The sequence below is a fragment of the Tessaracoccus palaemonis genome, assembly GCF_019316905.1.
GTDB lineage: Bacteria > Actinomycetota > Actinomycetes > Propionibacteriales > Propionibacteriaceae > Arachnia > Arachnia palaemonis.
The window spans coordinates 795,980-819,199 of sequence record NZ_CP079216.1; the positions used below are offsets into that span (position 1 = coordinate 795,980).

General features: G+C 70.4%; 27 protein-coding genes. 17 read left to right on the plus strand and 10 right to left on the minus strand.

Annotated features, from left to right (window positions below; genetic code table 11):
* Positions 1–114 precede the first annotated feature (114 nt).
* The 7 genes from KDB89_RS03480 (at position 115) to KDB89_RS03510 (ending at position 5,955) form a co-directional block, all read left to right on the plus strand.
* Positions 115–1,704 (plus strand): circularly permuted type 2 ATP-grasp protein, encoded by a 1,590-nt coding sequence (locus KDB89_RS03480; RefSeq protein ID WP_219083479.1) that lies wholly within the window; start codon positions 115–117, stop codon positions 1,702–1,704.
* Positions 1,698–2,615 carry an alpha-E domain-containing protein gene (locus KDB89_RS03485; protein WP_219083480.1) on the plus strand — a complete coding sequence of 306 codons (918 nt, stop codon included), beginning with the start codon at positions 1,698–1,700 and terminating at the stop codon, positions 2,613–2,615. The genes KDB89_RS03480 and KDB89_RS03485 overlap by 7 nt, the downstream gene beginning before the upstream one ends.
* Positions 2,612–3,454 carry a transglutaminase family protein gene (locus KDB89_RS03490; RefSeq protein WP_219083481.1) on the plus strand — a complete coding sequence of 281 codons (843 nt, stop codon included), beginning with the start codon at positions 2,612–2,614 and terminating at the stop codon, positions 3,452–3,454. Before KDB89_RS03485 ends, KDB89_RS03490 begins: the two co-directional genes overlap by 4 nt.
* 34 nt (positions 3,455–3,488) lie before the next feature.
* Entirely contained in the window at positions 3,489–4,547 is a 1,059-nt protein-coding gene (gene dapE / locus KDB89_RS03495; protein ID WP_219083482.1) for a succinyl-diaminopimelate desuccinylase, read from the plus strand.
* 17 nt (positions 4,548–4,564) lie between these two features.
* Complete coding sequence (locus KDB89_RS03500; RefSeq protein WP_219083483.1) at positions 4,565–5,302, plus strand: LOG family protein; 738 nt, start codon at positions 4,565–4,567, stop codon at positions 5,300–5,302.
* A gap of 1 nt (position 5,303) precedes the next feature.
* Positions 5,304–5,678, plus strand: a complete 375-nt coding sequence (locus KDB89_RS03505) for a hypothetical protein (RefSeq protein WP_219083484.1) — start codon at positions 5,304–5,306, stop codon at positions 5,676–5,678.
* A 109-nt stretch (positions 5,679–5,787) separates the two neighbouring features.
* On the plus strand, positions 5,788–5,955 hold the full coding sequence (locus tag KDB89_RS03510; protein ID WP_124844022.1) for a DUF3117 domain-containing protein: 168 nt from the start codon (positions 5,788–5,790) through the stop codon (positions 5,953–5,955).
* A 193-nt stretch (positions 5,956–6,148) separates the two neighbouring features.
* Here the strand turns inward: KDB89_RS03510 and glgA are convergent, their stop codons facing one another.
* Positions 6,149–7,333 (minus strand): glycogen synthase, encoded by a 1,185-nt coding sequence (gene glgA, locus KDB89_RS03515; protein WP_219084184.1) that lies wholly within the window; start codon positions 7,331–7,333, stop codon positions 6,149–6,151.
* Positions 7,334–7,428: 95 nt separating this feature from the next.
* Between glgA and glgC the strand changes: the two genes are divergently transcribed.
* On the plus strand, positions 7,429–8,655 hold the full coding sequence (gene glgC, locus KDB89_RS03520; protein WP_219083485.1) for a glucose-1-phosphate adenylyltransferase: 1,227 nt from the start codon (positions 7,429–7,431) through the stop codon (positions 8,653–8,655).
* Positions 8,656–8,717: 62 nt separating this feature from the next.
* Here glgC and KDB89_RS03525 read toward each other — a convergent pair whose 3' ends face one another.
* Positions 8,718–9,383, minus strand: coding sequence for an O-methyltransferase (locus KDB89_RS03525; protein WP_219083486.1), 666 nt, complete (start codon positions 9,381–9,383; stop codon positions 8,718–8,720).
* 17 nt (positions 9,384–9,400) lie between these two features.
* On the opposite strand from KDB89_RS03525, the gene KDB89_RS03530 reads away from it, so the two are divergent.
* The 5 genes from KDB89_RS03530 (at position 9,401) to KDB89_RS03550 (ending at position 13,101) form a co-directional block, all read left to right on the plus strand.
* Positions 9,401–9,625, plus strand: a complete 225-nt coding sequence (locus KDB89_RS03530; RefSeq protein WP_219083487.1) for a biotin/lipoyl-containing protein — start codon at positions 9,401–9,403, stop codon at positions 9,623–9,625.
* The gene (dapA, locus tag KDB89_RS03535; protein ID WP_219083488.1) at positions 9,622–10,521 is read left to right on the plus strand and encodes a 4-hydroxy-tetrahydrodipicolinate synthase; all 900 of its coding nucleotides are present in this window, start codon (positions 9,622–9,624) and stop codon (positions 10,519–10,521) included. Before KDB89_RS03530 ends, dapA begins: the two co-directional genes overlap by 4 nt.
* 120 nt (positions 10,522–10,641) lie before the next feature.
* Complete coding sequence (gene sigE, locus KDB89_RS03540) at positions 10,642–11,232, plus strand: RNA polymerase sigma factor SigE (protein WP_439654867.1); 591 nt, start codon at positions 10,642–10,644, stop codon at positions 11,230–11,232.
* A 2-nt stretch (positions 11,233–11,234) separates the two neighbouring features.
* On the plus strand, positions 11,235–12,650 hold the full coding sequence (locus KDB89_RS03545; RefSeq protein ID WP_219083490.1) for a zf-HC2 domain-containing protein: 1,416 nt from the start codon (positions 11,235–11,237) through the stop codon (positions 12,648–12,650).
* A gap of 31 nt (positions 12,651–12,681) precedes the next feature.
* Positions 12,682–13,101, plus strand: coding sequence for a sec-independent translocase (locus tag KDB89_RS03550; RefSeq protein ID WP_219083491.1), 420 nt, complete (start codon positions 12,682–12,684; stop codon positions 13,099–13,101).
* 4 nt (positions 13,102–13,105) lie between these two features.
* Here the strand turns inward: KDB89_RS03550 and KDB89_RS03555 are convergent, their stop codons facing one another.
* The 6 genes from KDB89_RS03555 to KDB89_RS03580 all read right to left on the minus strand — a co-directional run bounded on the left by KDB89_RS03555 (position 13,106) and on the right by KDB89_RS03580 (position 18,096).
* Positions 13,106–13,438, minus strand: coding sequence for a YqfO family protein (locus KDB89_RS03555; protein WP_219083492.1), 333 nt, complete (start codon positions 13,436–13,438; stop codon positions 13,106–13,108).
* Positions 13,439–13,448: 10 nt separating this feature from the next.
* Complete coding sequence (locus tag KDB89_RS03560; RefSeq protein ID WP_255556186.1) at positions 13,449–14,600, minus strand: Mrp/NBP35 family ATP-binding protein; 1,152 nt, start codon at positions 14,598–14,600, stop codon at positions 13,449–13,451.
* Entirely contained in the window at positions 14,597–15,847 is a 1,251-nt protein-coding gene (locus KDB89_RS03565; RefSeq protein ID WP_219083493.1) for an MFS transporter, read from the minus strand. Before KDB89_RS03565 ends, KDB89_RS03560 begins: the two co-directional genes overlap by 4 nt.
* Before the next feature lie 119 nt (positions 15,848–15,966).
* Complete coding sequence (locus KDB89_RS03570) at positions 15,967–16,341, minus strand: hypothetical protein (RefSeq protein ID WP_219083494.1); 375 nt, start codon at positions 16,339–16,341, stop codon at positions 15,967–15,969.
* Positions 16,338–16,787: a DUF1003 domain-containing protein gene (locus KDB89_RS03575; RefSeq protein WP_219084186.1), complete on the minus strand. Its 450-nt coding sequence runs from the start codon at positions 16,785–16,787 to the stop codon at positions 16,338–16,340. The genes KDB89_RS03570 and KDB89_RS03575 overlap by 4 nt, the downstream gene beginning before the upstream one ends.
* Positions 16,788–16,830: 43 nt before the next feature.
* Positions 16,831–18,096: a magnesium transporter MgtE N-terminal domain-containing protein gene (locus tag KDB89_RS03580; protein ID WP_219083495.1), complete on the minus strand. Its 1,266-nt coding sequence runs from the start codon at positions 18,094–18,096 to the stop codon at positions 16,831–16,833.
* A gap of 93 nt (positions 18,097–18,189) precedes the next feature.
* Between KDB89_RS03580 and KDB89_RS03585 the strand changes: the two genes are divergently transcribed.
* The 3 genes from KDB89_RS03585 to KDB89_RS03595 all read left to right on the plus strand — a co-directional run bounded on the left by KDB89_RS03585 (position 18,190) and on the right by KDB89_RS03595 (position 20,163).
* The gene (locus tag KDB89_RS03585; RefSeq protein WP_219084187.1) at positions 18,190–18,669 is read left to right on the plus strand and encodes a YflT domain-containing protein; all 480 of its coding nucleotides are present in this window, start codon (positions 18,190–18,192) and stop codon (positions 18,667–18,669) included.
* Positions 18,666–19,271, plus strand: coding sequence for an SAM-dependent methyltransferase (locus tag KDB89_RS03590; RefSeq protein ID WP_219083496.1), 606 nt, complete (start codon positions 18,666–18,668; stop codon positions 19,269–19,271). Before KDB89_RS03585 ends, KDB89_RS03590 begins: the two co-directional genes overlap by 4 nt.
* Before the next feature lie 67 nt (positions 19,272–19,338).
* A complete protein-coding gene (locus KDB89_RS03595; protein WP_219083497.1) occupies positions 19,339–20,163 on the plus strand; it encodes an alpha/beta fold hydrolase in 825 nt (274 codons plus the stop codon).
* A gap of 66 nt (positions 20,164–20,229) precedes the next feature.
* On the opposite strand, the gene KDB89_RS03600 is transcribed toward KDB89_RS03595, so the two are convergent.
* Positions 20,230–21,672 carry an aminopeptidase P family protein gene (locus tag KDB89_RS03600; RefSeq protein WP_219083498.1) on the minus strand — a complete coding sequence of 481 codons (1,443 nt, stop codon included), beginning with the start codon at positions 21,670–21,672 and terminating at the stop codon, positions 20,230–20,232.
* A 61-nt stretch (positions 21,673–21,733) separates the two neighbouring features.
* On the opposite strand from KDB89_RS03600, the gene KDB89_RS03605 reads away from it, so the two are divergent.
* Entirely contained in the window at positions 21,734–22,438 is a 705-nt protein-coding gene (locus tag KDB89_RS03605; RefSeq protein WP_219083499.1) for a trimeric intracellular cation channel family protein, read from the plus strand.
* 13 nt (positions 22,439–22,451) lie between these two features.
* Here the strand turns inward: KDB89_RS03605 and KDB89_RS03610 are convergent, their stop codons facing one another.
* Positions 22,452–23,207 (minus strand): CPBP family intramembrane glutamic endopeptidase, encoded by a 756-nt coding sequence (locus KDB89_RS03610; protein WP_219083500.1) that lies wholly within the window; start codon positions 23,205–23,207, stop codon positions 22,452–22,454.
* Positions 23,208–23,220: the final 13 nt, after the last annotated feature.

Sequence of the window (23,220 nt, forward strand, 5' to 3'; positions counted from 1 at the left end):
CCGGCGACGAGGCCTGAAACCCGGCGCGTGACGGGGGCGTTACACGCGTTACAGTCCTGAGTTTGTGGCGGCTCCCGCCCGTCCGGGCCGCGTCGAGCCAATACCCTCTCAGACATGAGCGTGCTGTTTGACGGGTACCCGCGGGGGCAGGCCGCCTATGACGAGATGGTCGGCCCGGACGGCGTTCGGGCCGAGCTCGCGTCCGTGGCCGCCGAACTCGACGACCTCGGCATCGAGGAGGTCCGGGCGAGGGCCGAGTACCTGCGCAGCGTCTACATCGACCAGGGTGTGACGTTCGACATCGGCGGCGAGGAGCGGCCCTTCCCGCTCGACATCGTGCCCCGCGTCATGCAGGCGGCCGAGTTCGCCCACATCGAGGAGGGCAGCCGGCAGCGGGTCAGAGCCATGGAGGCCTTCCTGTCCGACATCTACACCGAGGGACGCTGCTTCGCCGAGGGAGTCGTCCCGCGGCACGTCGTGGCGACCTCACCCCACTTCCACCGGGTCATGGCGGGCATCACGATGCCGAACGGCGTGCGCGTGCACGTCGCCGGCATCGATCTCATCCGTGGCGACGACGGCGTCTACCGCGTGCTCGAGGACAACGTGCGTTGCCCGTCGGGCGTGTCCTATGTGATGACCAACCGACGCGCGATCAACTCGGCCCTGCCGGAGGTGGCGGGCAAACACCGCATCCAGCCCGTCGAGGACTACCCGTCGCAGCTGCTCAAGGCCCTGCGGGCGGCCGCCCCGTCGGGCGTCGCCGACCCCACCGTCGTCGTGCTGACCCCGGGCGTCTACAACTCCGCCTACTTCGAGCACGCGCTGCTGGCCCGCATGATGGGCGTCGAACTCGTCGAGGGCCGTGACCTGGTCGCGCACGGCGGACACGTGTCGCTGCGCACCACCCGTGGGCTGAGGCCGGTGCACGTCATCTACCGGCGCATCGACGACGACTTCCTCGACCCGGCGGTGTTCAGGGCCGACTCGCTGCTCGGCTGCGCCGGGCTGCTGAACGCCGCCCGGGCCGGCAACGTCACCCTCGCCAACGCTGTCGGCAACGGCGTCGCCGACGACAAGCTCGTCTACACCTACATGCCGGACCTGATCCGCTTCTACCTCGGCGAGGATCCGATCCTGGCGAGCGTCGACACCTGGCGGCTCGAGGAGAAGGAGGCCCGCGAGGAGGTGCTCGACCGGCTGCACGAACTCGTCGTCAAGCCCGTCGACGGGTCGGGTGGCAAGGGCATCGTGATCGGTCCCCGCGCGAACGCCGAGACCCTCGAGAAGCTGCGCAGGCAGATCCTCCGCGACGCCCGTGGCTGGATCGCCCAGCCCGTCGTGCAGCTGTCCACGGTGCCGACCATGATCGAGGGTCAGCTCAAGCCCCGCCACGTCGACCTGCGGCCTTTCGTCGTCAACGCGGGCGCCGAGGGCATGTACGTGCTGCCCGGCGGCCTGACCCGCGTGGCTCTACCCGAGGGGGAGCTCATCGTGAACTCGTCGCAGGGCGGCGGGTCCAAGGACACCTGGGTGCTCACCGAGACGCGGCCCACCGTCACCGTGCGTCGCCCCGTCGAGGTGCGGCCGCCGTCGGTGCCTCTCTCGGAGCAGATCGTCGACCGTGTGATCCGCCACCAGCACGAGCAGCAGCAGCAGTCGCACGCCGCGCGTGCCGCGCAGGGAGGGGAGTCGTCGTGCTGAGCCGCATCGCCGAGGCGCTGTTCTGGATCGGCCGCTACGTCGAGCGGGCCGAGGACACGTGCCGGATCGTGGAGGTCCACCTCCACCAGGGGCTCGACGACCCCACGCTCGACGCCAACGGGGCAGCCCGCGATCTGCTCCTGCTGATGGGGCAGCCGGCCGTCGAGCAGCCGGACGTGCTGCACCAGTTCTGCTACGACGAGCGCTCGCCGATCAGCTTCCTCAACGCGCTCGGCAGCGCCCGGGAGTCGGCCCGCCGGGCCCGCGAGACCGTCTCGACGGAGGTGTGGGAGTCGATCAACACCACATGGCTGGCGGTGCGGGGCGGCCGCCTGCAGCGCATGCGTCCCGCGTCGATGTTCAAGGTCATCCGTGAACGCTGCGCGGTCATCGCCGGGCTCGCCGACAACACCATGAGCCACGACGAGGGTTGGCTGTTCCTCACCCTTGGCCGCAGCATCGAGAGACTCGACATGACCTCGAGGCTGCTGTCGACGCCGTCACTGGCCGGCAACTCCCCGCGCGCCTGGGACCACGTGCTGAGCGGATGTGGGGCGCACCACGCGTTCGTGCAGCGCTACGGGGCGCTCGCCTCCGAGAGAGACGCCGCCGAGTTCCTCATCCTCGACAGGCTCTTCCCCAGGTCGTTGATCTACACTCTGGGCACCGCGACGCAGGCGCTCACGCAGCTCGGCCCCAGCAACCTGCGGATCCGCCCGGACGACCCGGCGGCGCGCCTCCTCGGGGCCGCAAGGGCGAGCCTCGAGTATCTGCCCCCGGACGAGATCCAGGTGGACCTTCCCGCGGAGATGGCGAAGCTGCAGGTGGTCTGCTCGCAGGCGACGCAGTCGATCTCCGCACGCTACTTCGAGGGCTCCGCCGCGGCGGAGTGGGTGGGAGGTGTCTGGTGAGCCAGTACCGCATCGTGCACACGACAGGGTACCGCTACGGCACCGGCGCGAACGACTCCTTCAACGAGGCCCGCATGACGCCACTGACGTCGCGCAGGCAACTCGTGCTGAGCTCCAAGCTGGACATCTCGCCCGTCGCGTGGACGCACAGCTACCGCGACTACTGGGGCACGTCGACCGTCGCATTCGAGATCCACGAGCCGCACAAGGACCTGCGTGTGGTGGCGACCTCCACCGTCGACATCCACGACGTCGTCCGAGCCGCAGAGCCCGTGGGCTGGGAGGGACTCGCCGACCCGCGACTCAGGGACCGGTTCGTGGAGTTCCTGAGCGAGACGAGCTACGTCAAGCCGCACCGCGACGTCGTGCGGATCGCCGACGCAGTCCGGAAGAGTTCCGCCAACCCGGGCGAGGCCGTGCAGAAGCTGTCGCACCGGCTGCGGGAACGCGTCGAATACCTGCCGGGCGTCACGCAGGTCCACACGCTCGCCGCCGAGGTGTGGGAGGCGGGGGCCGGCGTCTGCCAGGACATCGCGCACCTGACGCTCGGGGCGCTCAGGCACATCGGCATCCCGGCCCGCTACGTGTCCGGCTACGTCGTGCAGAGCTCAGACCCCGCGGTCGGCGAGGTGCAGGTCGGGGAGTCGCACGCCTGGATCCAGTACTTCGACGGGGAGTGGCTCGGGTACGACCCGACCAACGAGGCCGTCCCGAGCGGGACGCACGTCGAGGTCGGGTTCGGCCGTGACTACTCCGATGTCGCGCCGCTCAAGGGCATCTACACCGGCGCCGGAGGGTCCGAGATGTACGTCTCGGTGGAGATGACCCGGCTGACCTGATCCGACGTTGTGCCGGGGCGGCTAGGGTTTGTGCATGACCGAGCCACTCGCCGTGCTGTTGCAGGAGATCATGGACATCGAGTCCGTCTCGGGGAACGAGGCGCGGCTCGCCGACCTCGTCGAGGCGCGGCTGCGCTCGAGCGCGCACCTGAGCGTGGAGCGTGACGGCGACTGCGTGGTCGCCCGGACGACGCTCGGTCTGGCCGAGCGGGTCGTGATCGCCGGACACCTCGACACCGTGCCGCTGCTCGACAACCTGCCGAGCCGCTACGTCGTCGACCCCGCAGGCGACCGGGTCTGGGGCCGTGGGGCCTGCGACATGAAGGGTGGCGTAGCGGTCATGCTTGCTCTCGCCGCCGAACTGGTCGCCCCCAACCGCGACATCACGTGGATCTTCTACGACCACGAGGAGGTGGCCGCCACGCTGAACGGGCTCGGGCGCCTGTCGCGCAACCGGCCGGACCTCGTCGAGGCGGACTTCGCCGTGCTGATGGAGCCGACGGGGGCACACATCGAGGGAGGCTGCCAGGGCACGATCCGCGTCGAGCTGGACGCTGCCGGCGTCGCCGCGCACAGCGCGCGCGCCTGGATGGGACACAACGCGATCCACGACCTGACCCCCGCGTTGATCACGTTGGCGGGCTACGAGCCCGAGGAGATCGACGTCGACGGGCTGCTGTACCGCGAGGGCCTCAACGCGGTGGCGGTGAGCGGGGGAGTTGCCTCCAACATGATCCCGCCGTCGGCCACGCTGACCGTCAACTACCGCTACGCGCCGGACAAGTCCCCCGACGAGGCGCTCGCGCGGGTCCGCGCCTGGTTCGCGGGCTACGAGCTGCGCGTGACCGACGTCTCGCCCGCTGCGCGGCCCGGGCTGCACCTGCCCGCCGCACGGGCCTTTGTCGATGCGATCGGCGAGCCCGCCCACCCCAAGTACGGCTGGACCGACGTTGCGCGCTTCAGTTCACTGGGCGTCCCCGCCGTGAACTACGGGCCGGGGGACCCCGCCTACGCCCACCGCGCCGACGAGTTCTGCCCCGTCGCCGACCTGACCCGCTGCGCCGACGGACTGCGCCGTTGGCTGGGCAACTGAAATCCAGGAGGACAGAGATGAGCGAACCGAAGCGCCGTCAGGGAGCGGTCCTGCTCGGCGGCAGGGAACACTCCCAGCCGACGGCGGACCAGTCCCTGCTCCAGCACCACCGTGGCTCGGCCTGGAACCAGCGCGACCCGTGGCGCGTGCTGCGCATCCAGTCGGAGTTCGTGGAGGGCTTCGACGCGCTGAGCCACCTCGAGCCCGCCGTGTCCGTCTTCGGGTCGGCCCGCACGCCCGTGGACTCGCCCATGTACGAGGCCGCGGAGCGGATCGGCGGCCTGCTCGCGCAGCGTGGCTTCGCCGTCATCACGGGCGGCGGCCCCGGTGTGATGCAGGCGGCCAACAAGGGCGCGCACGGGGCCGACGGCTGCTCGGTCGGGCTCGGCATCGAGCTGCCCCACGAGCAGGGGATGAACGACTACGTGAACCTCGGCGTGAACTTCCGGTACTTCTTCGCCCGCAAGACCATGTTCCTGAAGTACAGCCAGGGCTTCATCACCATGCCCGGCGGGTTCGGGACCCTCGACGAGCTGTTCGAGGCGCTGACGCTGATCCAGACCGGGAAGGTCGGCCACTTCCCCGTCGTCCTGTTCGGGTCGGCGTACTGGTCCCCGCTGCTCACCTGGGTGCGCGACACGGTGCTGGAGGGTGGCTACGTCGCCGCCGCCGACCTCGAGCTCGTGACGCTCACCGACGACATCGAGGAGGCCGTCGCGGCGATGGGCGAGCCTGGGCAGTTCGGGAACGCCTGACATGGGGATGTGGATCGCCATCATCTGCGGGCTGATCGTGCTCGGCGCGGCCGCCTACGTGGCGCTCGGCCACTTCGGCGAGATGCAGACCGAGCCCGTCCTCGACCGGCCGCGCGGCCGGATACCCGACGGCCCCGTGACGGCGGGCTTCCTGGCCGAGGCGCGCCTGCCGACGGCGTCGGCCGGGTACGACCGCCCCGAGGTCGACGCCTATCTCGTCGAGATCGCGGCGGGGACGGCCGGTCCGGCCGCGGACGCGGTGTTCGTGGTCCGACGCGGGGGCTACGACATGCAGGTGATCGACGAGCTCCTGCGTCGTCCGCGGGTCGAGTTCGACCCCGCTCAGGCTGTCGCGCCGGAGCCAACCACGGCCTGAGTAGGTCGCTTCCGTGCTCCGGAATCCAGATGGTGGCGCGGGGAGTTGGTCCGGTGCGACATAATAGGGGCCACGACCACAGTTCGACTCAAAGGAATGAGGGTGGCAGATGGCAGCGATGAAGCCCCGCACAGGTGACGGTCCGATGGAAGTCACGAAGGAGGGCCGCGGGATCGTGATGCGGGTCCCCGTCGATGGCGGCGGCCGCCTCGTCGTAGAGATGAACGCCGCTGAGGCGACCGACCTGCTCAACGCGCTCAAGGATGTCGTCGGCTGAGCAGCCGCATCGATAGAACGAGCAGACGGAGCCGCCCCTCGGGGCGGCTCCGTCTACGTTTGTCTATTACCGGGATTAAAGGACCGGGCCACCGGGTGTTTTCCCGGTGCGGAAAGTTACATTAAACGGAGAATACCAGGGCGGAACCGGGGCCAACTCCGGAAAAGAGGTGGCCCGGGTTCCGGCTATTTCGTCAGGCGCGTCGCCCCAGCGCCGTCTCGTACACGGCGACGGTCTCACGGGCGATCTTCGCCCACGAGAACTCGTCGATGCAGCGCTGACGGCCGGCCACGCCGAAGCGGTGTGCCTTGTCGCCGTCGCGGGTCAGCTCATTGACCTTCGCCGCGAACTCGGCCTCGAATCCGGCCACGAAGGCGGGATCGCCGGCCCGGGCGGCGTCGTAGTCGACCAGCAGTCCTGTCTCGCCGTCCACGACGACCTCGGGGATGCCTCCGACGGCGCTGGCGACCACGGGCGTCTCGCAGGCCATCGCCTCCAGGTTCACGATGCCGAGCGGTTCGTAGACCGACGGGCAGGCGAACACCGACGCGTTGGTCAGCACCTGGCGCACCGACTGGCGCGGCAGCATCTCGGGGACCCAGATCACCGGGGCGGTCCGGGAGGCCTTCAGCTCCGCGAAGGCGCCCTCGAACTCTGCGGCGATCTCCGGGGTGTCTGGGGCCCCCGCGAGCAGCACGAGCTGCGTGTCGGGATCGAACTGCTGGGCCGCGCGGACGAGGTGCACAAGGCCCTTCTGCCGCGTGATCCTGCCCACGAACACCACGGACGGACGGCCGGGCTCCATGCCGAGCGAGGTCACGACGTCCGTGCCGGCGTCGGGCTTGAACTCCTCGGTGTCGATGCCGTTGCGCACGACATGCACGCGCTCCGGGTCGAGGGCCGGGTAGCTCTCCAGCACGCCCGTACGCATGCCGTCGCTGACCGCGATCACGGCGTCGGCGGCCTCGTATGCGGTCTTCTCGGCCCAGGACGACACCCGGTAGCCGCCGCCGAGCTGCTCGGCCTTCCAGGGGCGGTGCGGTTCGAGGGAGTGGGCCGTCACGACGTGCGGGATGTCGCGCAGCAGCGAGGCGAGGTGGCCGGCCATGTTGGCGTACCAGGTGTGGGAGTGCACAAGCTGGATGTCGTCGCCGATCGCGGCGGCCATCGACAGGTCCGCACCGAGCACTCGCAGCGCCTGGTTGGCCCCCGCGGGGTAGTCCTCGGCGTGCGCGGTCGCTCCCTCGCGAGGCTCGCCCATGCACTGCACGTCGACGTCGACGAGCCTGCGCAGTTGCGGCACGAGCTGGGCCACATGGACCCCGGCGCCACCATAAATGGTCGGCGGGTATTCTCTTGTGAGCACGGATAGCTTGATCGTCATGCCACAATCGTTCCATACCGAGTGGAACATTGTGCGTCGGGCAAGGTGTCTCCACCGGTCGAGATGGAAACGAGCGCATAGGTTCATCAATGGTGAAACGTCCCGAAGTCCTGTCCATCGTCCTCGCGGGGGGTGAGGGTAAGCGGCTGATGCCGCTGACGGCAGACCGAGCCAAGCCCGCCGTGCCCTTCGGAGGCACCTACCGCCTGATCGACTTCGTCTTGTCGAACCTGGCGAACTCCAACCTGCGACAGATCGCGGTGCTGACGCAGTACAAGTCCCACTCGCTCGACCGTCACATCTCCAAGACGTGGCGCTTCTCGACGATGCTGGGCAACTATGTGGCTCCCGTGCCCGCCCAGCAGCGCCTCGGCCCACGCTGGTACCAGGGCAGCGCCGACGCGATCTACCAGTCGCTGAACCTGATCCTGGACGCAGCCCCCGACTACATCGTCGTGTTCGGCGCCGACAACATCTACCGGATGGACATCGAGCAGATGCTGGATGCCCATATCGACTCCGGACTCGCCGCGACGATCGCAGGCATCCGCGTGCCGCGGCACGAGGCCTCAGCGTTCGGCATCATCGATGCCGCGGCGGACCACAAGATCAAGAGCTTCCTCGAGAAACCGGCCGACCCGCCGTCGCTGCCGGACTCTCCCGACGAATCGTTCGCCTCCATGGGCAACTACGTCTTCACCACCAAGGCGCTCGTCGAGGCACTGCGCGAGGACGGCGACGACCCGACGTCGCGCCACGACATGGGCGGCAACATCATCCCCTGGTTCACGGAGCAGGGGCAGGCGCAGGTCTACGACTTCAAGGACAACAAGGTTCCCGGCGCCACCGAGAAGGACATCAACTACTGGCGGGACGTGGGCACGATCGACGCGTTCCACGAGGCCCACATGGACCTCGTCAGCGTCGAGCCCGAGTTCAACCTCTACAACGACGACTGGCCGATCTGGACCGATCAGGTGCAGGCGCCCGGCGCGAAGTTCGTCATCCGCGGCCGCGCCGAGGATTCGATCGTCGCGCCCGGCTGCATCATCTCGGGCGGCGAGGTCGACAGGACGGTGCTGAGCCCGAACGTGCGCGTCGAGAAGTGGGCGCAGATCTCGGAGTCGGTGTTGATGGACTCGGTGAGCATCGGTCGCGACGCCGTCGTGCGCCGAGCCATCCTGGACAAGAACGTCGTCGTGCCGGACGGCGTCCAGATCGGCGTGGACCACGAGCATGACCGCTCCCGGGGCTTCCAGGTCTCCGACAACGGCATCGTCACCGTCGGCAAGGGCATCACGGTGCCGCGCGACTGACGAGACGACACACGCCCCCGGCGCCGCGAGGCGCCGGGGGCGTGGTGCGTCGAGGGATGTGTTCAGTCCTTGACGGCCACCAGGAGCCCGTTGCCGACGGGCAGCAGAGCCTGCGTGTAGGACTCGCTGGCCGTGACGGCTTCGAGCGCCTCGCGGATGATGATGGCCTCGTCCGACTCGTCGGAGGTCTTGGCGACCTTGTTGTGCCACAGCGCGTCGTTGACCACGAGCAGGCCGCCGTGGCGGAGCAGCCGCAGCGAGCCGGCGACGTACTCGACGTACTCGAGCTTGTCGGCGTTGATGAAGACGATGTCGTAGGCGCCGTCGCGGAGCTTCGGCAGCACGTCGAGTGGCGCGCCGGCGATGAGACGGAAGCGGGACGACGGGTAGCCGGCCCGGGTGATGAACCTGCGCGCGGGCAGCTGGTTGTCGGCCTCGGAGTCGATGGAGGTCACGATGCCTCCCTCGCCCATGCCCTCCAGGAAGCTGAGCGCCGATGCGCCCATCAGCGTCCCGACCTCGACGACATGCTTCGCATCGATGGCCCTGGCCAGGACCTTCAGGGTGGCGGCGACCCCGGTGGTGATGGGGGTCAGGTCGGCTACGATCGCTTCGTCGCGGGCCTCGGCGACCTCCGGGGAGGGCGCGACGTGGTCCTCCGCGAAGGACCAGCTGGCTGCGTTGGGGTGCTCCACTGCGTTGCTCACGATCCACAGCCTACTTGGCATTGTCCTAAGATGACGGCATGAACCATGTCGTCCGCGCCGAGATCCCGGCCACCGTCGCGACCGTTGCCGTGGAGGCCGGGCAGCAGGTGGGCGAATCGGACGTGGTCGTGCAGCTGGAGTCCGTGACGTCGGAGGTGCCCGTACCCGCGGGAGTGGCCGGCATCGTCATGGAGGTTCTGGTCAGCGACGGTGACGTCGTCGAGGTGGGCGACCCGCTGCTGGCCATCGCGGAGGATTCATGATTGACGACACCCAGCCCGTGTTCGGGCGCGTCCTGACGGCGATGGTCACGCCGTTCACCGCCGACGGGTCGGAGACCGACTACGCGCAGGTGGCGAGGCTCGCCGCGCATCTGGTCGACGACCTCGGCAACGACGGACTCATCATCAACGGCACGACGGGGGAGTCGCCCACCACGAGCGACGCGGAGAAGCGCAACATCCTTGACGCCGTGGTCACGGCCGTCGGCGACCGCGCCTCGGTCGTCGCGGGCGTCGGTACCTTCTCCACCCGGCACAGCATCCAGCTGGCGCGCCAGGCGGCCGACGTCGGCGCAGACGGCGTGCTGGTCGTCACCCCGTACTACTCACGGCCGCCGCTGGACGCGCTGGAGGACCACTTCCTCGCCGTCGCCGACGCGACGGAACTGCCCGTCATGCTGTACGACATCCCGCACCGCGCCGGGATCGAGATCCCGGAGAGCATGCTCATCAGGCTCGATGCGCACCCGAGGATCCGCGCGGTCAAGGACGCCAAGGGCTCGATCGTGTCGTCCTCGGTCGTGATGGCCAACACCAATCTCGCCTACTACGCGGGAGATGACGCGTACCTGCTGCCGCTGCTCAGCGTCGGCGGCGTCGGCGTCGTCGGGACCTCGACTCACTTCACCGCGCCGGCCGCCCGCGAGATCATCGACCACTTCCTGGCGGGCCGGATCGACGAGGCGGTGCTGGCCAACCGCCACGCGCTGCCCGCTTTCCAGGGGGTGTTCGCGACGCAGGGCTGCATGATGGTGAAGGAGACCCTCGCCGCCCGCGGATTCGACGTGGGTCCCTGCCGTGCGCCGATGGGGTCTGCCCCCGAGGACGCCGTCCACCGCTATGTGAACCTGCTTGAGGCGCTGGGCTACGGAGCCTGACCCCACGGGCGGGAACGATCCGGGCCGCCGGAGCGTTATACGGGTCGTAGCGCAGTCCGCCGATCCGCGGCAGTATCACAGGATCGTCACAGACTCGTGTGGGAAGATCAGGAGATGGAGATGCCGAAGGTGTTCCGGGGCGGTAAGCAGGCCAAGGCGGCCGCAGTAGACGCGTCCTGGACCGCGCCCACCTGGCAGGAGCTCGTCCGTGACCATTCCGCGCAGGTGTACCGCCTCGCGTACCGCCTGACCGGCAATGCCTACGACGCCGAGGACCTGACGCAGGACGTGTTCGTGCGGGTCTTCAAGTCGATCCACACGTTCCAGCCGGGCACTCTCGAGGGCTGGCTGCACCGCATCACCACGAATCTCTTCCTCGACCAGGCTCGTCGCCGTCAGCGGATCCGGATGGACTCGATGAGCGTGGCCCCCGACCACGTGTGGGGCTCGGCCACCGGCCCCGAGGACCTGCACGTCGACGCCGAACTCGACGCCGACGTCGCCGCGGCGCTGGAGGCGCTGAGCCCCGAGCAGCGCGTGGCCGTCGTCCTGTGCGACATCGAGGGCCTCAGCTACGAGGAGATCGCCTCCGTGCTCGACGTGAAGATCGGCACCGTGCGCAGCCGCATCGCCCGCGGACGTGCGGCGCTGCGCGAGGCGCTCGCCCACCGCGCCCCGACGGGAGACCGCACCCGCTACGCCGGGGTGTGACCATGGCCTCCGTCCACGAGCGCGTCCGCGAGGACCTCAACGCCTATGTCGACCAGACCCTGCCCCCGCGCCGCTGGGAGCAGATCAGCTACCACCTCGCCGGCTGCGAGGACTGCCGCGCGGAGATGCTGGCGCTGTGCTCCGTGCGCAACACGCTGGGCGCCTGCCGGGCCTCCAAGGCCCCCAGCTCACTCGCCGCCCGGCTCGAACAGATCGCAGGCGATCACGCCGACGCCCCGCTCTACCTGGCCGCCGGCCAGGGGCAGCTGCCCACCTCGCGCGTCGCCCGCCGCATCGCAGCCTCCGGGGCCGCGCTCCTGACCTTCGCCGTCGTCATCGTGGTCCTCGCCGCCCTCGTCGCGCCGGAGCCCGTCCGCATCGCCGACCCCGTCGGCTCCGCGCGCGAGCAGTTCTCCCTGTCCGCCTCCGCAGTCAGCATCAACGAGGCTGTCGGCGCGGTGCTGCTCGCCTACGAGAAGGGCGCCGATCTCGGCGCCTCGATCACGTACCAGCCGCGCGGCTTCGACGGCGATACGCACGCCGTGACCGCCGACGATGCGGCCGCGCTGCTGCAGAGCGCCACGGAAGCCGACGTCGCCTACAGCGGCACACAGCGGGTCTGGGTCTCCGACGGCCAGGGCTACTACCGCAGTGCCGCCGTCCGCGTCGCCAAGCAGCCTGGGGAGGGGGCGCTGCTCAGCGTGCTCGACGCGCGCGGAGACGAGTTCAGCTCCAGCTTCCTGCCTGACTACATCTCCCGCGAGTACGAGGCACCCGAGGGGTGGAGCTTCCGGATCGCCGACGAGCTCGAGACCGTGCAGGGTCGCTCCGCCGTGCACCTGACCTCCTCCGAGGACGCGGTCCCCGTCGCCGGCTGGTGGATCGACTCCGAGACCGGCCTCCTGCTGTGGACCGAACGCTACGACGCGACGGGTGACGTCTCGCTGGCCGTGGGCTTCACATCGCTGAGCTTCGGATCCGCCGACCTGACCTCGGCGTCGGCCGACCTGTCGTACTCCCTGCTGCCGGCCAGCTCCAGCGGCGGCGACGGCTGGTGCGTGGGGCTGCCCGCCTGCCCCGCGACGCTGGCCGGACTGCCGCTCGTCGCCTATTCGTCGGCGGAGCGCGCCGACGGGGCGACCATGGTGCTCGTCTACTCCGACGGCTTCCAGACCGCCGTCGTCGGCTGCGCCCGCGGCGTGCTGGAGGACGCCGCAGGCACCGTCACCGCGGTCTCCACGAGCCTCCCGTCGGTGCGCGCATGGCAGTACGACGACGACGTGGTCACGGTGGCCACGAACGGGTCGACTGCTCTTCTGGAGCAGATTGCCGCGCAGCTGCCCGCCGAGGAGCCGCACACCGAGACGCTTTTCGAGCGGGTGGGCGCCGGCCTCCAGCGGCTCATGCCTGGATCCTGAGTCCCCGGTCGCGGCAGGTACCCTTGGGGACGTGTTCGGTATCGACGGCGTGGATCTCATCCTCATCCTGGTGCTCGCCATCGTCCTGTTCGGGCCGGAGCGCCTGCCGGAGTACTCCCGCAAGGCCGCCCGGATCTTCGTCTACCTCCGCGACATCGCGAACAACGCCAAGAACACGCTCAGCACCGAACTCGGCCCCGAGTACGCGGACCTGGAACTGAAGGACCTGAACCCCAGGACGTTCGTCACGAAGCACATGCGCGAGGAGATCGCGCTCATCGACGAGGCGAAACGGGAGCTGGAGCAGTCCGCGAAGTCGCTGCAGGAGGGCGCGAAGGACCTCGAGTCGGCCGCGAAGCTGGACCCAGCCGTCGCGCTGGCCGCGGCCCCGGCGCCCGGGGCGCTCGGCGCGGGTCACGACGTCAGCCCGTTCGACTCCGAGGCGACGTAGGCCGTCAGCCCCCGGGCAGCTCGTCGACGCTGGTCGCGGCCCGATGGCAGTGCCAGGCCGGCTCCTCGTAGGGGTGCGCGGCGAGCATCGCTGTCACCGCGGCCCGCATGCGCCCGTCGGCGCACACGCACTCGATCCGGACCTCGTCGACGACCGCCAGCTCCCCCGCCTCCCCGATGAACGGCTCGGCCGCGGTTGAGGGACGGAACCGTCCCTCACCCGCGGCCGTGAAGCTGCAGGCGGTGTACTCGCCGATCGCGCCAGCCCCCGCTCCCGCCAGTGCGAGGCGCACAGCGTCCGCGTGGGTGGCGGGGGCGAAGCAGACGATGACGTACACCGCGGCTGCCTCAGGTGTGCAGCGGCAGGCGCTGGCCGAGCAGGCCGCGCTTCGAGTCTGCGACCTTGGCGGCCAGCTCGATGATCGCCGCGGCGGCCGGGTGCTCCGGATGCGTCTCGACGATCGGGGTGCCGCGGTCGCCGCCCGCCAGCAGGGCCTCGTCGAACGGCACCTGTGTGAGCAGCGGCACGTCGTAGACGAGGCGTTCGGTCAGGGCCTCGGCGACCAGCGTGCCGCCGCCGGCGCCGAACAGCTCGATGCGGTGCGTCTGGCCGCAGTGGGGGCACAGCGTCTCGAGCCAGCTCATGTTCTCCACGACGCCGAGCACACGCTGCTCCAGGATGTGTGCCATGGTGCCGGCACGCTCCGCCACCTCGGAGGCAGCCGACTGCGGGGTGGTGACGACCAGCACCTCGGAGGTGGGGATCTTCTGCCCGAGGCTCATCGCCACGTCGCCCGTGCCAGGGGGCAGGTCGAGCAGCAGGTAGTCGAGGTCGCCCCAGTAGACGTCGGCGAGCAGCTGCGTCAGCGCTCGGTCCAGGATCGGTCCGCGCCAGGCGACGACCTGGTCGCGTGACGGCTTCAGCATGCCCACCGAGATGACCTTCAGCCCGCCGATCGCCGGGACGGGCAGGATCATGTCGTCGACGACGGTCGGGCGCGCGTCGCCCAGGCCCAGCAGGTCGGGGATCGAGTGGCCGTAGATGTCGGCGTCGAGGATGCCGACCGAGCGGCCCTGCTTCGCGAGCGCGAGCGCCAGGTTGACCGTGACGGACGACTTGCCGACGCCGCCCTTGCCGGAGGCCACGGCGATGACACGGGTCAGGTTGCCGGGTTCGGCGAACGGGATCTTCCGCTCGATCTGGCCGCCGCGCAGCATGGTGCGCATCGCGTCGCGCTGCTCGTCGTTCATGACGCCGAGTTCGACCGACACGCTGCGCACACCCTCGAGCGGCTCGACGGCGGACGTGACGCGGTTGGTGAGTTCGGCGCGCATCGGGCAGCCCGAGACGGTCAGCAGCACGCGCACCGCGACGTCACCGTCGTCGGTGACCGCGATGTCGTCGACCATGCCGAGCTCGGTGATGGGGCGGCGGATCTCCGGGTCCTCGACCTGGTGCAGCGCCGCGCGGATATGGGGTAGCAGTGGGTGTTCGCTCACTGTTCCAATCTTGCGCCCTCGGTGGCCCGTTGCAAGTTCCGGGGTCGGCCAAGGGCTTCGCGTGTGGCGTAGAGGAGGCCGCTGACGAGCACGGCGCAGCCCGCCGCGAACGTCACCCACAGCGATGAGGAGTGGCCGCCGGCCTCCGCTAGCGCGCCGCCCGCCCAGTTCCCGATGGAGGTGCCGAGCGTCACGCCTGCGCTCAGCAGCGTCATCACGAGCCCGAGGCGGCCGGCCGGCGTCGCGTCGCCGGCCGCGGTGAAGACCGTGACGAGCACGGGTCCGATGGGCGCGCCGACGAGCAGGAACAGCAGCGAGAGCTGCCAGGGCGCGCCGGCGAGCCACAGCAGCGCGAGCACGGGCACCAGGACGAGGCCGCAGCCGATCCAGCGGCGGGCAGACGACCAGCGCGAGGGCCAGAGGGCGACGCTGAGGGCGCCCAGCCCCGAGGTGATGCCGATGGCGGCGTAGACCAGGCCGCCGATGTCGGGCTGGCCGGCCTCGGTGACGAACGCCGTCGTCGTGGTGGCCAGCGACCCGAACACGGTGCCGATACTGAGCATGCCGAGCAGCAGCACCCCGACCAGCGCCCACGGCACCCGGTCGACGGTCGTTGCGGCGGCCGCGCCCCGGTGCGCCGCACCGGAGGCCGAGCTGCGGTGCAGGGCGAACCAGGGGACCGTCACGACGGTCAGCGCGAGCGCAACCCAGAGCGGGGCGGCGGGGCCGGCGACGACGGCGATGATGCCGACCGCGGCGGGGCCGAGGACGAAGCTCAGCTCGTCGATCGTGGACTCGTAGCCCTGCGCGGCGGTCAGTGCGTGCGCGTCGCGCCCGGCCAGCCGCCGGATCCAGCGGACCCTGGTCATCGGTCCGCACTGGGGCACGACGAGACCGGCGCAGAAGGCGGCGGCAGCCAGCCCCGGCCCGAAGACCAGCGGCTCGTCGCCGGGCGTCCCGGCCGCCAGCAGCCACAGCAGTGAGGCGCAGTAGGCGAGTGCGCCGGCCAGCAGCGTCGCGCGCTGGCCCCACCGGTCCGCGGCGGCGCCCGACAGCGGGGCGCCGACGGCCACGCCGACGCCCGCGATGGCGGAGGCGGCTCCGGCGGAGGACAGCTGGCCGGTGGCGTGCGACACGAAGGTCAGGACGCCCAGCACGAGCATGGACAGGGGGAGCCGGGCGAGGGCCGAGACGATGAAGTAGTCGGCGCCGAAGGCGGCGCGCATGGTCGAGAATCCGGATGACATCAGGTCTCCTGGGTACGGCAGGGCCGTGTCGTGCGCGACGTCCCGACCTCCCGGCGCGCGGTACCCGTGTTCTTCGGGCATCATACCGACCGGTCCGGCGATGTGGAAAAGCCGCGGACTCAGCTCTCGTTGAGGGCGTCGCCGAGCAGCACGACGCTCATCGCCACCAGCCCCACCAGCCACAGCCCCGACAGGCTGCCGAGCAGCACGACGATCGGACCCGCGATCAGCGACACCGTCAGCCGCTCGCGGTAGCCGAGCCTGCTCCTCGACCCCGGCGCCAGCAGGAACCGCCACATCGCCGCGTAGCCCACGACGAAGACGGCGGCGGCAGCCGCGCCGACCCACCAGCCGCCCGCGATGCGCCACAGTGCGAGGGCCCCGACGGCCAGCAGCGCGATATGCCCGACGAGCAGGACCACGCCGAACCACCTGACGGAGGTGGCGGGCTCGACCTTGACCTCGGCCACGTCTCCGGCGCCCTCGTCGATCACGTCGTCTTCTCCTCGGCCTGCGTCAGGCGGTCGCCCAGCTCACGCAGCTCGCCGCGCAGCTCGCCGCGGACGAAGTCCCGGGTGGCCAGGTCGCCCAGGTGCATCCTGATGGATGCGATCTCGCGGGCCAGGAAGTCCATGTCGGCCCGCGACTGCGCCGCGATCCGGCGGTCCTCCTCGAGGCTCAGCTGGTCGCGGCGCTCCTGGCGGTTCTGCGCGAGCAGGATCAGCGGCGCGGAGTAGGACGCCTGCGTCGAGAAGAACAGGTTCAGGAGGATGAAGGGGTACGGGTCCCACCGGAACCCGAACAGGCCGATGACGTTGAACGCGACCCAGAGGACGACGAAGACCGTCATCCAGACCAGGAACTGCGCGGTGCCCATGAAACTCGCCACGCCCTCGGCGAAGCGGCCGAAGGTCTCGGAGTCGAGGGCCACCTTCGGCATCCGGGAGCGCCGTCCCGGCTGGGACAGGGGGTTGTGCTCGCGCTCAGACACCGCTCACCTCGCTCGCCTCGACCTCGTCCATCTGATCGCCGCGCCAGTCGTCGGGCAGCATGTGGTCGAGCACGTCGTCGACCGTGACCGCCCCGAGCAGGTGGTCCGCGTCGTTGACGACGGGCGCCACGACCAGGTTGTAGGTGGCGAAGAACCGGCTGACCTGGGCCAACGGCGCGTCTGGGCCCAGGGTCTCCAGGTTGTCGTCCAGCAGCGTCGCGACCAGCGTGGTGGGGGGCTCGCGCAGCAGCCGCTGGGTGTGGACGGCACCGACGTAGCGTCCCGACGGCGTCTCCAGCGGCGGGCGGGTGACGAACACCATCGACGCGAGCGCCGGGGTCAGCGACTCCTTGCGGACGTTGGCCAGCGCCTGCGCGACGGTGGCGTCGGTGTCGAGGATCACGGGCTCGGGCGTCATCATGCCGCCGGCGGTGAACTCCTCGTAGATCAGGAGGCGGCGCACGTCGGAGGCCTCGTCGGGCTCCATGCGCTGCAGCAGGTCCTCGGCGACGTCGGTGGGGAGGTCCCTGATCAGGTCGGCCGCGTCGTCGGGGTCCATCTCTGCGAGCACGTCGGCCGCCCGCTCGGTGTCCAGTTGGCGGATCAGGTCGATCTGCTCGTCTTCCGGCAGCTCCTCGAGGGCCTCGGCCAGCGTCTCGTCGTCCAGGGCCTCCACGACCGCGGCAAGCTTGTCCGGCTCCAGGTCGTGCAGCTCCTGCGCGATGTCGGCGGCCTTCATGTCGGAGAACTCCGCGATCAGGTGGGCGGCCGTGCGGCCCGTGCGCATCACCAGGGAGGGCACCTTCGACCAGGACACGAGCTCCGGCTCGGACCGGGCTCCGAACCCGAACCTGCCCGCCCGGCTGGTTGCCTGCAGGGCGACGGTCGTCAGATCCCACTCCCGGTTGCGGACCTGCGCCATCGCGACGTCGAGGATGCGGGTGGGCCGCTCCCTCTCGATGGGCCGGTCCAGCAGGTCAGCGGCGACCAGCAGCTCGGTCTCGCGGCGCTGGAACTTCCGGGTGTCGACCTGTCCCTGGATGGCGACGTGCGTCGAGGAGACGCCGTGCACGCGCAGCATGGGCACGAAGATGCGGGTGCGGCCGAACAGCTCCGCGACCAGCCCTTTCACCCTGGGCGGCCGGTTGTCGGCCCGCAGATAACACACCACGTCCTTCACCCGGCCCACCTGATCGCCCGAGGCGTCGATGATGGGCAGGCCAATGACCCTGGAGATGAAGACCTGCGTGTCGACCATAAGGATCACAGTAGTGCCCGGCGGCAGGGTAAGTTCGAGTGGCAGCGCAGACATTCCGTGAGGAGAATCCCCGTGACCGAGTCGCTCAGCCCGATGGGCAAGCTCATGAGGCTGGAGTTCCCCCAGCAAGTGGCCGAGTACCCCACCTACGAGGAGGCACAGGCCGCGGTCGACTTCCTGGCGGACCAGAAGTTCGCCATCCAGAACCTGATGATCGTCGGCTCGAACCTGAAGATGCTGGAGCGCGTCACGGGGCGACGGACGTGGGGCACGGTCCTGGCGCAGGGCGCGGTCTCCGGCATCACGAGCGGACTCTTCGTCGGCCTGATGCTCTACCTCTTCATGGCGAACGCGGGGCTGCAGATCGTCTGGGTCGGCCTGGCGATGGGCGTCCTGTTCGGCGTGATCGCCAGCGGGCTCGGCTACGCGCTGAGTGGCGGCAAGCGGGACTTCAACTCCGCCCGCCAGACGGTCGCGGCGACGTACGAGGTGCTCGCGGAACACAAGGTCGCCCAGGAGGCGCGCGACCTGCTCGCCTCCCGACCCGGCGCCCGCGCCGCCATGTTTGAGTGACCGCCGAGTTCTGGGACGAGCGGTACTCGCACCCCAACCACGTCTTCGGCTACCGGCCCAACGACTTCCTCGCCGCGCAGGCCCGTTTCCTGAAGCCCGCTTCCCGCGTGCTGTGCCTCGGGGACGGGGAGGGCCGCAACGGCGTGTTCCTCGCGTCGAAGGGGCACGACGTCGTCAGCCTCGACTTCTCCCGCGTCGGCCTGACGAAGGCCGAGGCGCTGGCCGCCGAGAAGGGCGTCGGCATCGAGACGCGCTGCGTCGACCTGGCCGACTGGGCCGACGAGCCGGCCCCGGAGCGGCCGTGGGACGCCGTCGTGATGATCTTCGTGCACCTGCCCGCCGAGCTGAGGCGCAGGGTCGCGAGGGCCGCCACCGCGCAGTGCGCGTCCGGCGCGATGCTGGTGCTCGAGGCCTACACCCCGGCCCAGCTGATGCTCGGCACCGGCGGCCCGAAGGACCCCGAGCTGCTCGTCACCCGCGGCGCCGTGCAGGATGACTGGGCGGGGTGGCGCCTCGACGTGCGGCTGCTCGAGAGGCGCATCTTCGAGGGCATGGCGCACCAGGGGCTGGGCTCCGTGGTGCAGGCCCTCGGCAAGCTGTAGCACTGGACCCGCCACCCGGGCGCTCGGGTAGGTTGGTCACCGTTGGAACTCGATGGAGGCACCGCTGATGGAACTGAACACGATCACCTACAACCGGGGCACGAAGGCGCAGCGGATCCTGCTGCTCGGCCCCAGCCTCGGCGGCAACAGCACACACCAGTGGACCAGGGTCGCCGGTGAGCTGATCGACGACGCCAGGATCGTGTTCGTCGACCTGCCCGGCTCCGGGCTCGGCCCCGTCTGGGACGACGCCGACGAGCCCACGCTCGACGCCATCGCGGCCGGCATCGCGGACGCCGCGCGGAAGGCCCGCGAGGAGGCCGGCGCCGACCTGCCCGTCTACTTCGCCGGCCTGTCGATCTCCGGTGCCACCGGCCTGCACCTGGCGCGCGACTACGACGATCTGTTCTCGGGTGTCGTGGTCGTCGCCTCCGCCGCGACGGTGGGGGAGCCCGCCCGCTGGATCGAGCGCGCCGAGCAGGTCGAGGCCACCGGAACGCAGCAGCTGGTCGACGAGACCACCAAGCGCTGGTTCACGCCCGGTTTCCGTGCCGAGCAGCCCGCCGTCGTCTCCATCATCATGGAGGCGCTCTCCAGCGTCGACGACCACTCCTACGCGCAGCTGTGTCGCGCGCTGGCCGAGCACGACGTGCGCGCCGACCTGCCCTACATCACCACCCCGCTGCTGCTGATCGCGGGCGAGCGCGACACCTCCACCCCGATCGCCAACGTCGAGCTCGTTGCGGAGACCGCGCCCCGCGCGTCGCTGCACGTCGTCGCCGGAGCGGCGCACCAGGTGCCCGTCGCCCGCCCCGTCGAGACGGCGAACCTCATCCGCTCGTTCATCACGGGCAACGTCGCCTCGCTCGTGGTCAGCGAGTCCAGCGACTGATCCCGGTCTGATACGCGCGTGACCCCGGCCTCCCGGCCGGGGTCACGTTCGTTTCCGGGTGCGGGATCAGCCCCGGAGGCCGGCCATCCAGGCCTCGACGTCGTCGGCGGTGCGGGGCAGCAGGGCGCCGGAGAGGTTGACGGGGTCGCCGTCGGTGATGAGGACGTCGTCCTCGATCCGCACGCCGATGCCGCGGTACTCCTCGGGCACGAGCAGGTCGGTGGACCTGAAGTAGATGCCGGGCTCGACCGTGATGCACATGCCGGCCTTCAGGTTCCCTCCGCGGTAGTCCTCGGTGCGGGCGTGCGCGCAGTCGTGCACGTCGAGGCCGAGGTGGTGCGACGTGCCGTGCACCATCCAGCGGCGGTGCTGCCCGCCCTCGGGGCTGAGTGACTCCTCGACGCTGACCGGCAGCACGCCGAGCTCGGCGAGGAACTCGGCGACGACGCGGATGGCGGCGGCGTGCACGCCGGAGAACGGGAGCCCGGCCCGGCAGGCCGCGATGCCGGCCTCTTGGGCTGCGAGCACGGCCTCGTAGACGCGCCGCTGAGGCTCGGTGAACGTGCCGCCGATCGGCATGGTGCGGGTCACGTCGGCCGTGTAGAGGCTGTTCACCTCGACGCCGGCGTCCATCAGGATCAGGTCGCCGTCGCGCAGGACGCCGTCGTTGCGGATCCAGTGCAGCGTGTTGGCGTGGTCGCCGCCGGCGGCGATGGTGTCGTAGCCGACCGCGTTGCCGAGGTGGCGGGCGTGCAGGCCGAAGATGCCCTCGACCCAGCGCTCGCCGCGCCCGTTGGCGACGGCGGCGGGCAGGTCGGCGACGACGGCCTCGAAGCCCACCTTCGTTGCCTCGCAGGCGCGGCGCAGTTCGCCGACCTCGAACTCGTCCTTGACGAAGCGCGCGTCGGAGGCGACCTCCTGCAGGCGGGCGTCGCCGTCGAGGTCCTCGTCGCCGCGGGCCTCGTCGACCAGCCCGGTGACGGCCTGGTCGGCCTCGCGGATGACGTACAGCGTCGAGGCCTCCTCCAGGCGCGCCCCGAGGTCGGCGATGTGCGCGACGTTCAGTCCGGTGGCCGCGGCCATCTCCTCGGCCGAGTCGCGCTGGCCCACCCACATCTCGCCGTAGGTCGAGTCGGCGTAGAACTCGCGGTCGGTGCGCGGCGCGCGGGGGCGGAAGTACAAGGTGGCGTCGTCGCCGGCGACGACGAGCACGGCGTCGGGCTCGCGGTCCTCGCCCAGGCCGGTGTAGTAGGCGAAGGCCGAGTGCGGGCGGAAGCGGAAGTCGCAGTCGTTCGAGCGCTGCTTCAGCGGGCCGGCCGGGATGACCAGCGTCGCGCCCGGGAACTCGGCGGCGAGACGCTCGCGGCGGGCCGCAGCCCAGCGGACCGCGGGCAGCTGGGCCGGCAGCTCGGAGGAGTAGGGCGCCCAGTCGCTGACGATGAAGGTCTTGAAGGCCTCCGAGAAGGGGTCCCGACGGTTTCCGTTGCTGTCTGCGGTGGCGCTGCTCATGGGTTCGAGTCTAGGCCGACGACGGCGGGTCCCGTATTTCGGATGCCCGTAGACTGCCGCCGTGACTTCCGAGGCCGTGATGGCGTTCCTGCAGTGGGTCGACCTCATCGGCGTGCTGTTCAACGCGATGCTCGGCGCCGTGATCGCCCGCGGCGCGCGGATGGACATCATCGCCTTCCTGGTGCTCGGCATCATGACCGGGCTGGGCGGCGGCATGATCCGCGACACGCTCCTGCAGGTCGGCCCGCCCGTCGCGCTGACGGACTGGCGCTACCTGACCACCGCGCTGTGCGGCTGCGGCATCGTCGCGCTGATCCACGTGCCCAAGCGGTGGTGGGACCGCATCTGGCCCCCGATCGACGCGGTCGCCGTCGGCGCCTGGGCCGCCACCGGCACCATGAAGACGCTCGAGCACGGCTTCGGCGTGCTGCCCGCGCTGATGCTCGGCACCATCACCGCCGTCGGCGGCGGCTTCGTGCGCGACGTCGTGCTCCGCCGGATCCCCGGCATCCTGGGCGGCAACACCCTCTACGCGGTCCCGGCCATCCTCGCGTCGGGCGTCGCGGTGGTGTTCCACCACTTCGGCATGACGGTGATCGGGTCGGTCGCGGCGATCGTCGTCGGGGCATCGACGATCCTGCTCGCGCGCTGGAAGGGCCTCGTGCTGCCCGTCGCGCACGAGGACGTCACCCTCAACGCGGCGCTCCGCAAGGCGATGCGCCGGTCGAAGGACAGCTGGCGCCCGCGCTTCCGCCGCGACGCCTAGCCGCCGGTCGGCCTCAGCCCAGCTGCCCGAGTCGACGGCCGCGGACCCCACGCAGCGCGAAGGCCACGAAGATCAGCCCTGCGATGCAGACGGCGAAGGTGAGCAGCATCGTCGCGGTCTGGCCCGTGCCCGTCGTGTAGCGGCCCGAGAAGGTCGAGAAGTCCCACAGGCCGTGGAGCAGCATCGGCACGATGAGCGTGCCGGTCGACCGGCGCGCCACGTAGAGGACGCTGCCGAGGCAGAACGTGAGCACGACCTGCAGCATCGCGCCGGGGCCGGCACCGAAGATCCAGTTCGGCAGGTGCATGAGCCCGAACAGCGCGCAGCTGACCAGCCAGACCAGCGGCTCGGTGAGCCTGCCGCGCAGCCCGACGATGAGGATGCCGCGGGTCGCGGTCTCCTCGCAGAAGCCGACGAGCAGGCTGCCCAGCACGAGGTAGACCAGCATTGTGGCGGTCGTGCCGGAGAGGTCCTTCGAACTGAGGATCAGGAAGGCCCCCGCGACCATGGCGACGGGTGCGACGACGAGCCACAGCGGTGCCCGCTCCTTCTCGAACAGCACGGGCTTCCACCAGCCGAGCAACGAGGCCGCGGCGATCAGCACCACCGCCCCCGAGGCGAGGGGCAGGACATACCAGTGCAGGAGCGTGGACTCGGACTCCGCGATCCGGGCGTAGTCGATGCCGCCCGCGATCCAGACGCCGTAGAACACCGCGAGGTAGGCCAGCAGGACGGCGATGCCGATCCAGGGCTTCGGTTGAACGCGCATCGGGATGTCCTTC

What these genes read in the sequence shown, in the direction of transcription:
- KDB89_RS03480 (WP_219083479.1), top strand. Translation starts at nt 115, where the DNA reads ATGAGCGTGCTGTTTGACGGGTACCCGCGGGGGCAGGCCGCCTATGAC.
- dapE (WP_219083482.1), top strand. Translation starts at nt 3,489, where the DNA reads ATGACCGAGCCACTCGCCGTGCTGTTGCAGGAGATCATGGACATCGAG.
- KDB89_RS03500 (WP_219083483.1), top strand. Translation starts at nt 4,565, where the DNA reads ATGAGCGAACCGAAGCGCCGTCAGGGAGCGGTCCTGCTCGGCGGCAGG.
- KDB89_RS03505 (WP_219083484.1), top strand. Translation starts at nt 5,304, where the DNA reads ATGGGGATGTGGATCGCCATCATCTGCGGGCTGATCGTGCTCGGCGCG.
- KDB89_RS03510 (WP_124844022.1), top strand. Translation starts at nt 5,788, where the DNA reads ATGGCAGCGATGAAGCCCCGCACAGGTGACGGTCCGATGGAAGTCACG.
- glgC (WP_219083485.1), top strand. Translation starts at nt 7,429, where the DNA reads ATGGTGAAACGTCCCGAAGTCCTGTCCATCGTCCTCGCGGGGGGTGAG.
- KDB89_RS03525 (WP_219083486.1), bottom strand. Translation starts at nt 9,383, where the DNA reads ATGCCAAGTAGGCTGTGGATCGTGAGCAACGCAGTGGAGCACCCCAAC.
- KDB89_RS03530 (WP_219083487.1), top strand. Translation starts at nt 9,401, where the DNA reads ATGAACCATGTCGTCCGCGCCGAGATCCCGGCCACCGTCGCGACCGTT.
- dapA (WP_219083488.1), top strand. Translation starts at nt 9,622, where the DNA reads ATGATTGACGACACCCAGCCCGTGTTCGGGCGCGTCCTGACGGCGATG.
- sigE (WP_439654867.1), top strand. Translation starts at nt 10,642, where the DNA reads ATGCCGAAGGTGTTCCGGGGCGGTAAGCAGGCCAAGGCGGCCGCAGTA.
- KDB89_RS03545 (WP_219083490.1), top strand. Translation starts at nt 11,235, where the DNA reads ATGGCCTCCGTCCACGAGCGCGTCCGCGAGGACCTCAACGCCTATGTC.
- KDB89_RS03565 (WP_219083493.1), bottom strand. Translation starts at nt 15,847, where the DNA reads ATGTCATCCGGATTCTCGACCATGCGCGCCGCCTTCGGCGCCGACTAC.
- KDB89_RS03575 (WP_219084186.1), bottom strand. Translation starts at nt 16,787, where the DNA reads ATGCCGAAGGTGGCCCTCGACTCCGAGACCTTCGGCCGCTTCGCCGAG.
- KDB89_RS03580 (WP_219083495.1), bottom strand. Translation starts at nt 18,096, where the DNA reads ATGGTCGACACGCAGGTCTTCATCTCCAGGGTCATTGGCCTGCCCATC.
- KDB89_RS03585 (WP_219084187.1), top strand. Translation starts at nt 18,190, where the DNA reads ATGGGCAAGCTCATGAGGCTGGAGTTCCCCCAGCAAGTGGCCGAGTAC.
- KDB89_RS03595 (WP_219083497.1), top strand. Translation starts at nt 19,339, where the DNA reads ATGGAACTGAACACGATCACCTACAACCGGGGCACGAAGGCGCAGCGG.
- KDB89_RS03600 (WP_219083498.1), bottom strand. Translation starts at nt 21,672, where the DNA reads ATGAGCAGCGCCACCGCAGACAGCAACGGAAACCGTCGGGACCCCTTC.
- KDB89_RS03610 (WP_219083500.1), bottom strand. Translation starts at nt 23,207, where the DNA reads ATGCGCGTTCAACCGAAGCCCTGGATCGGCATCGCCGTCCTGCTGGCC.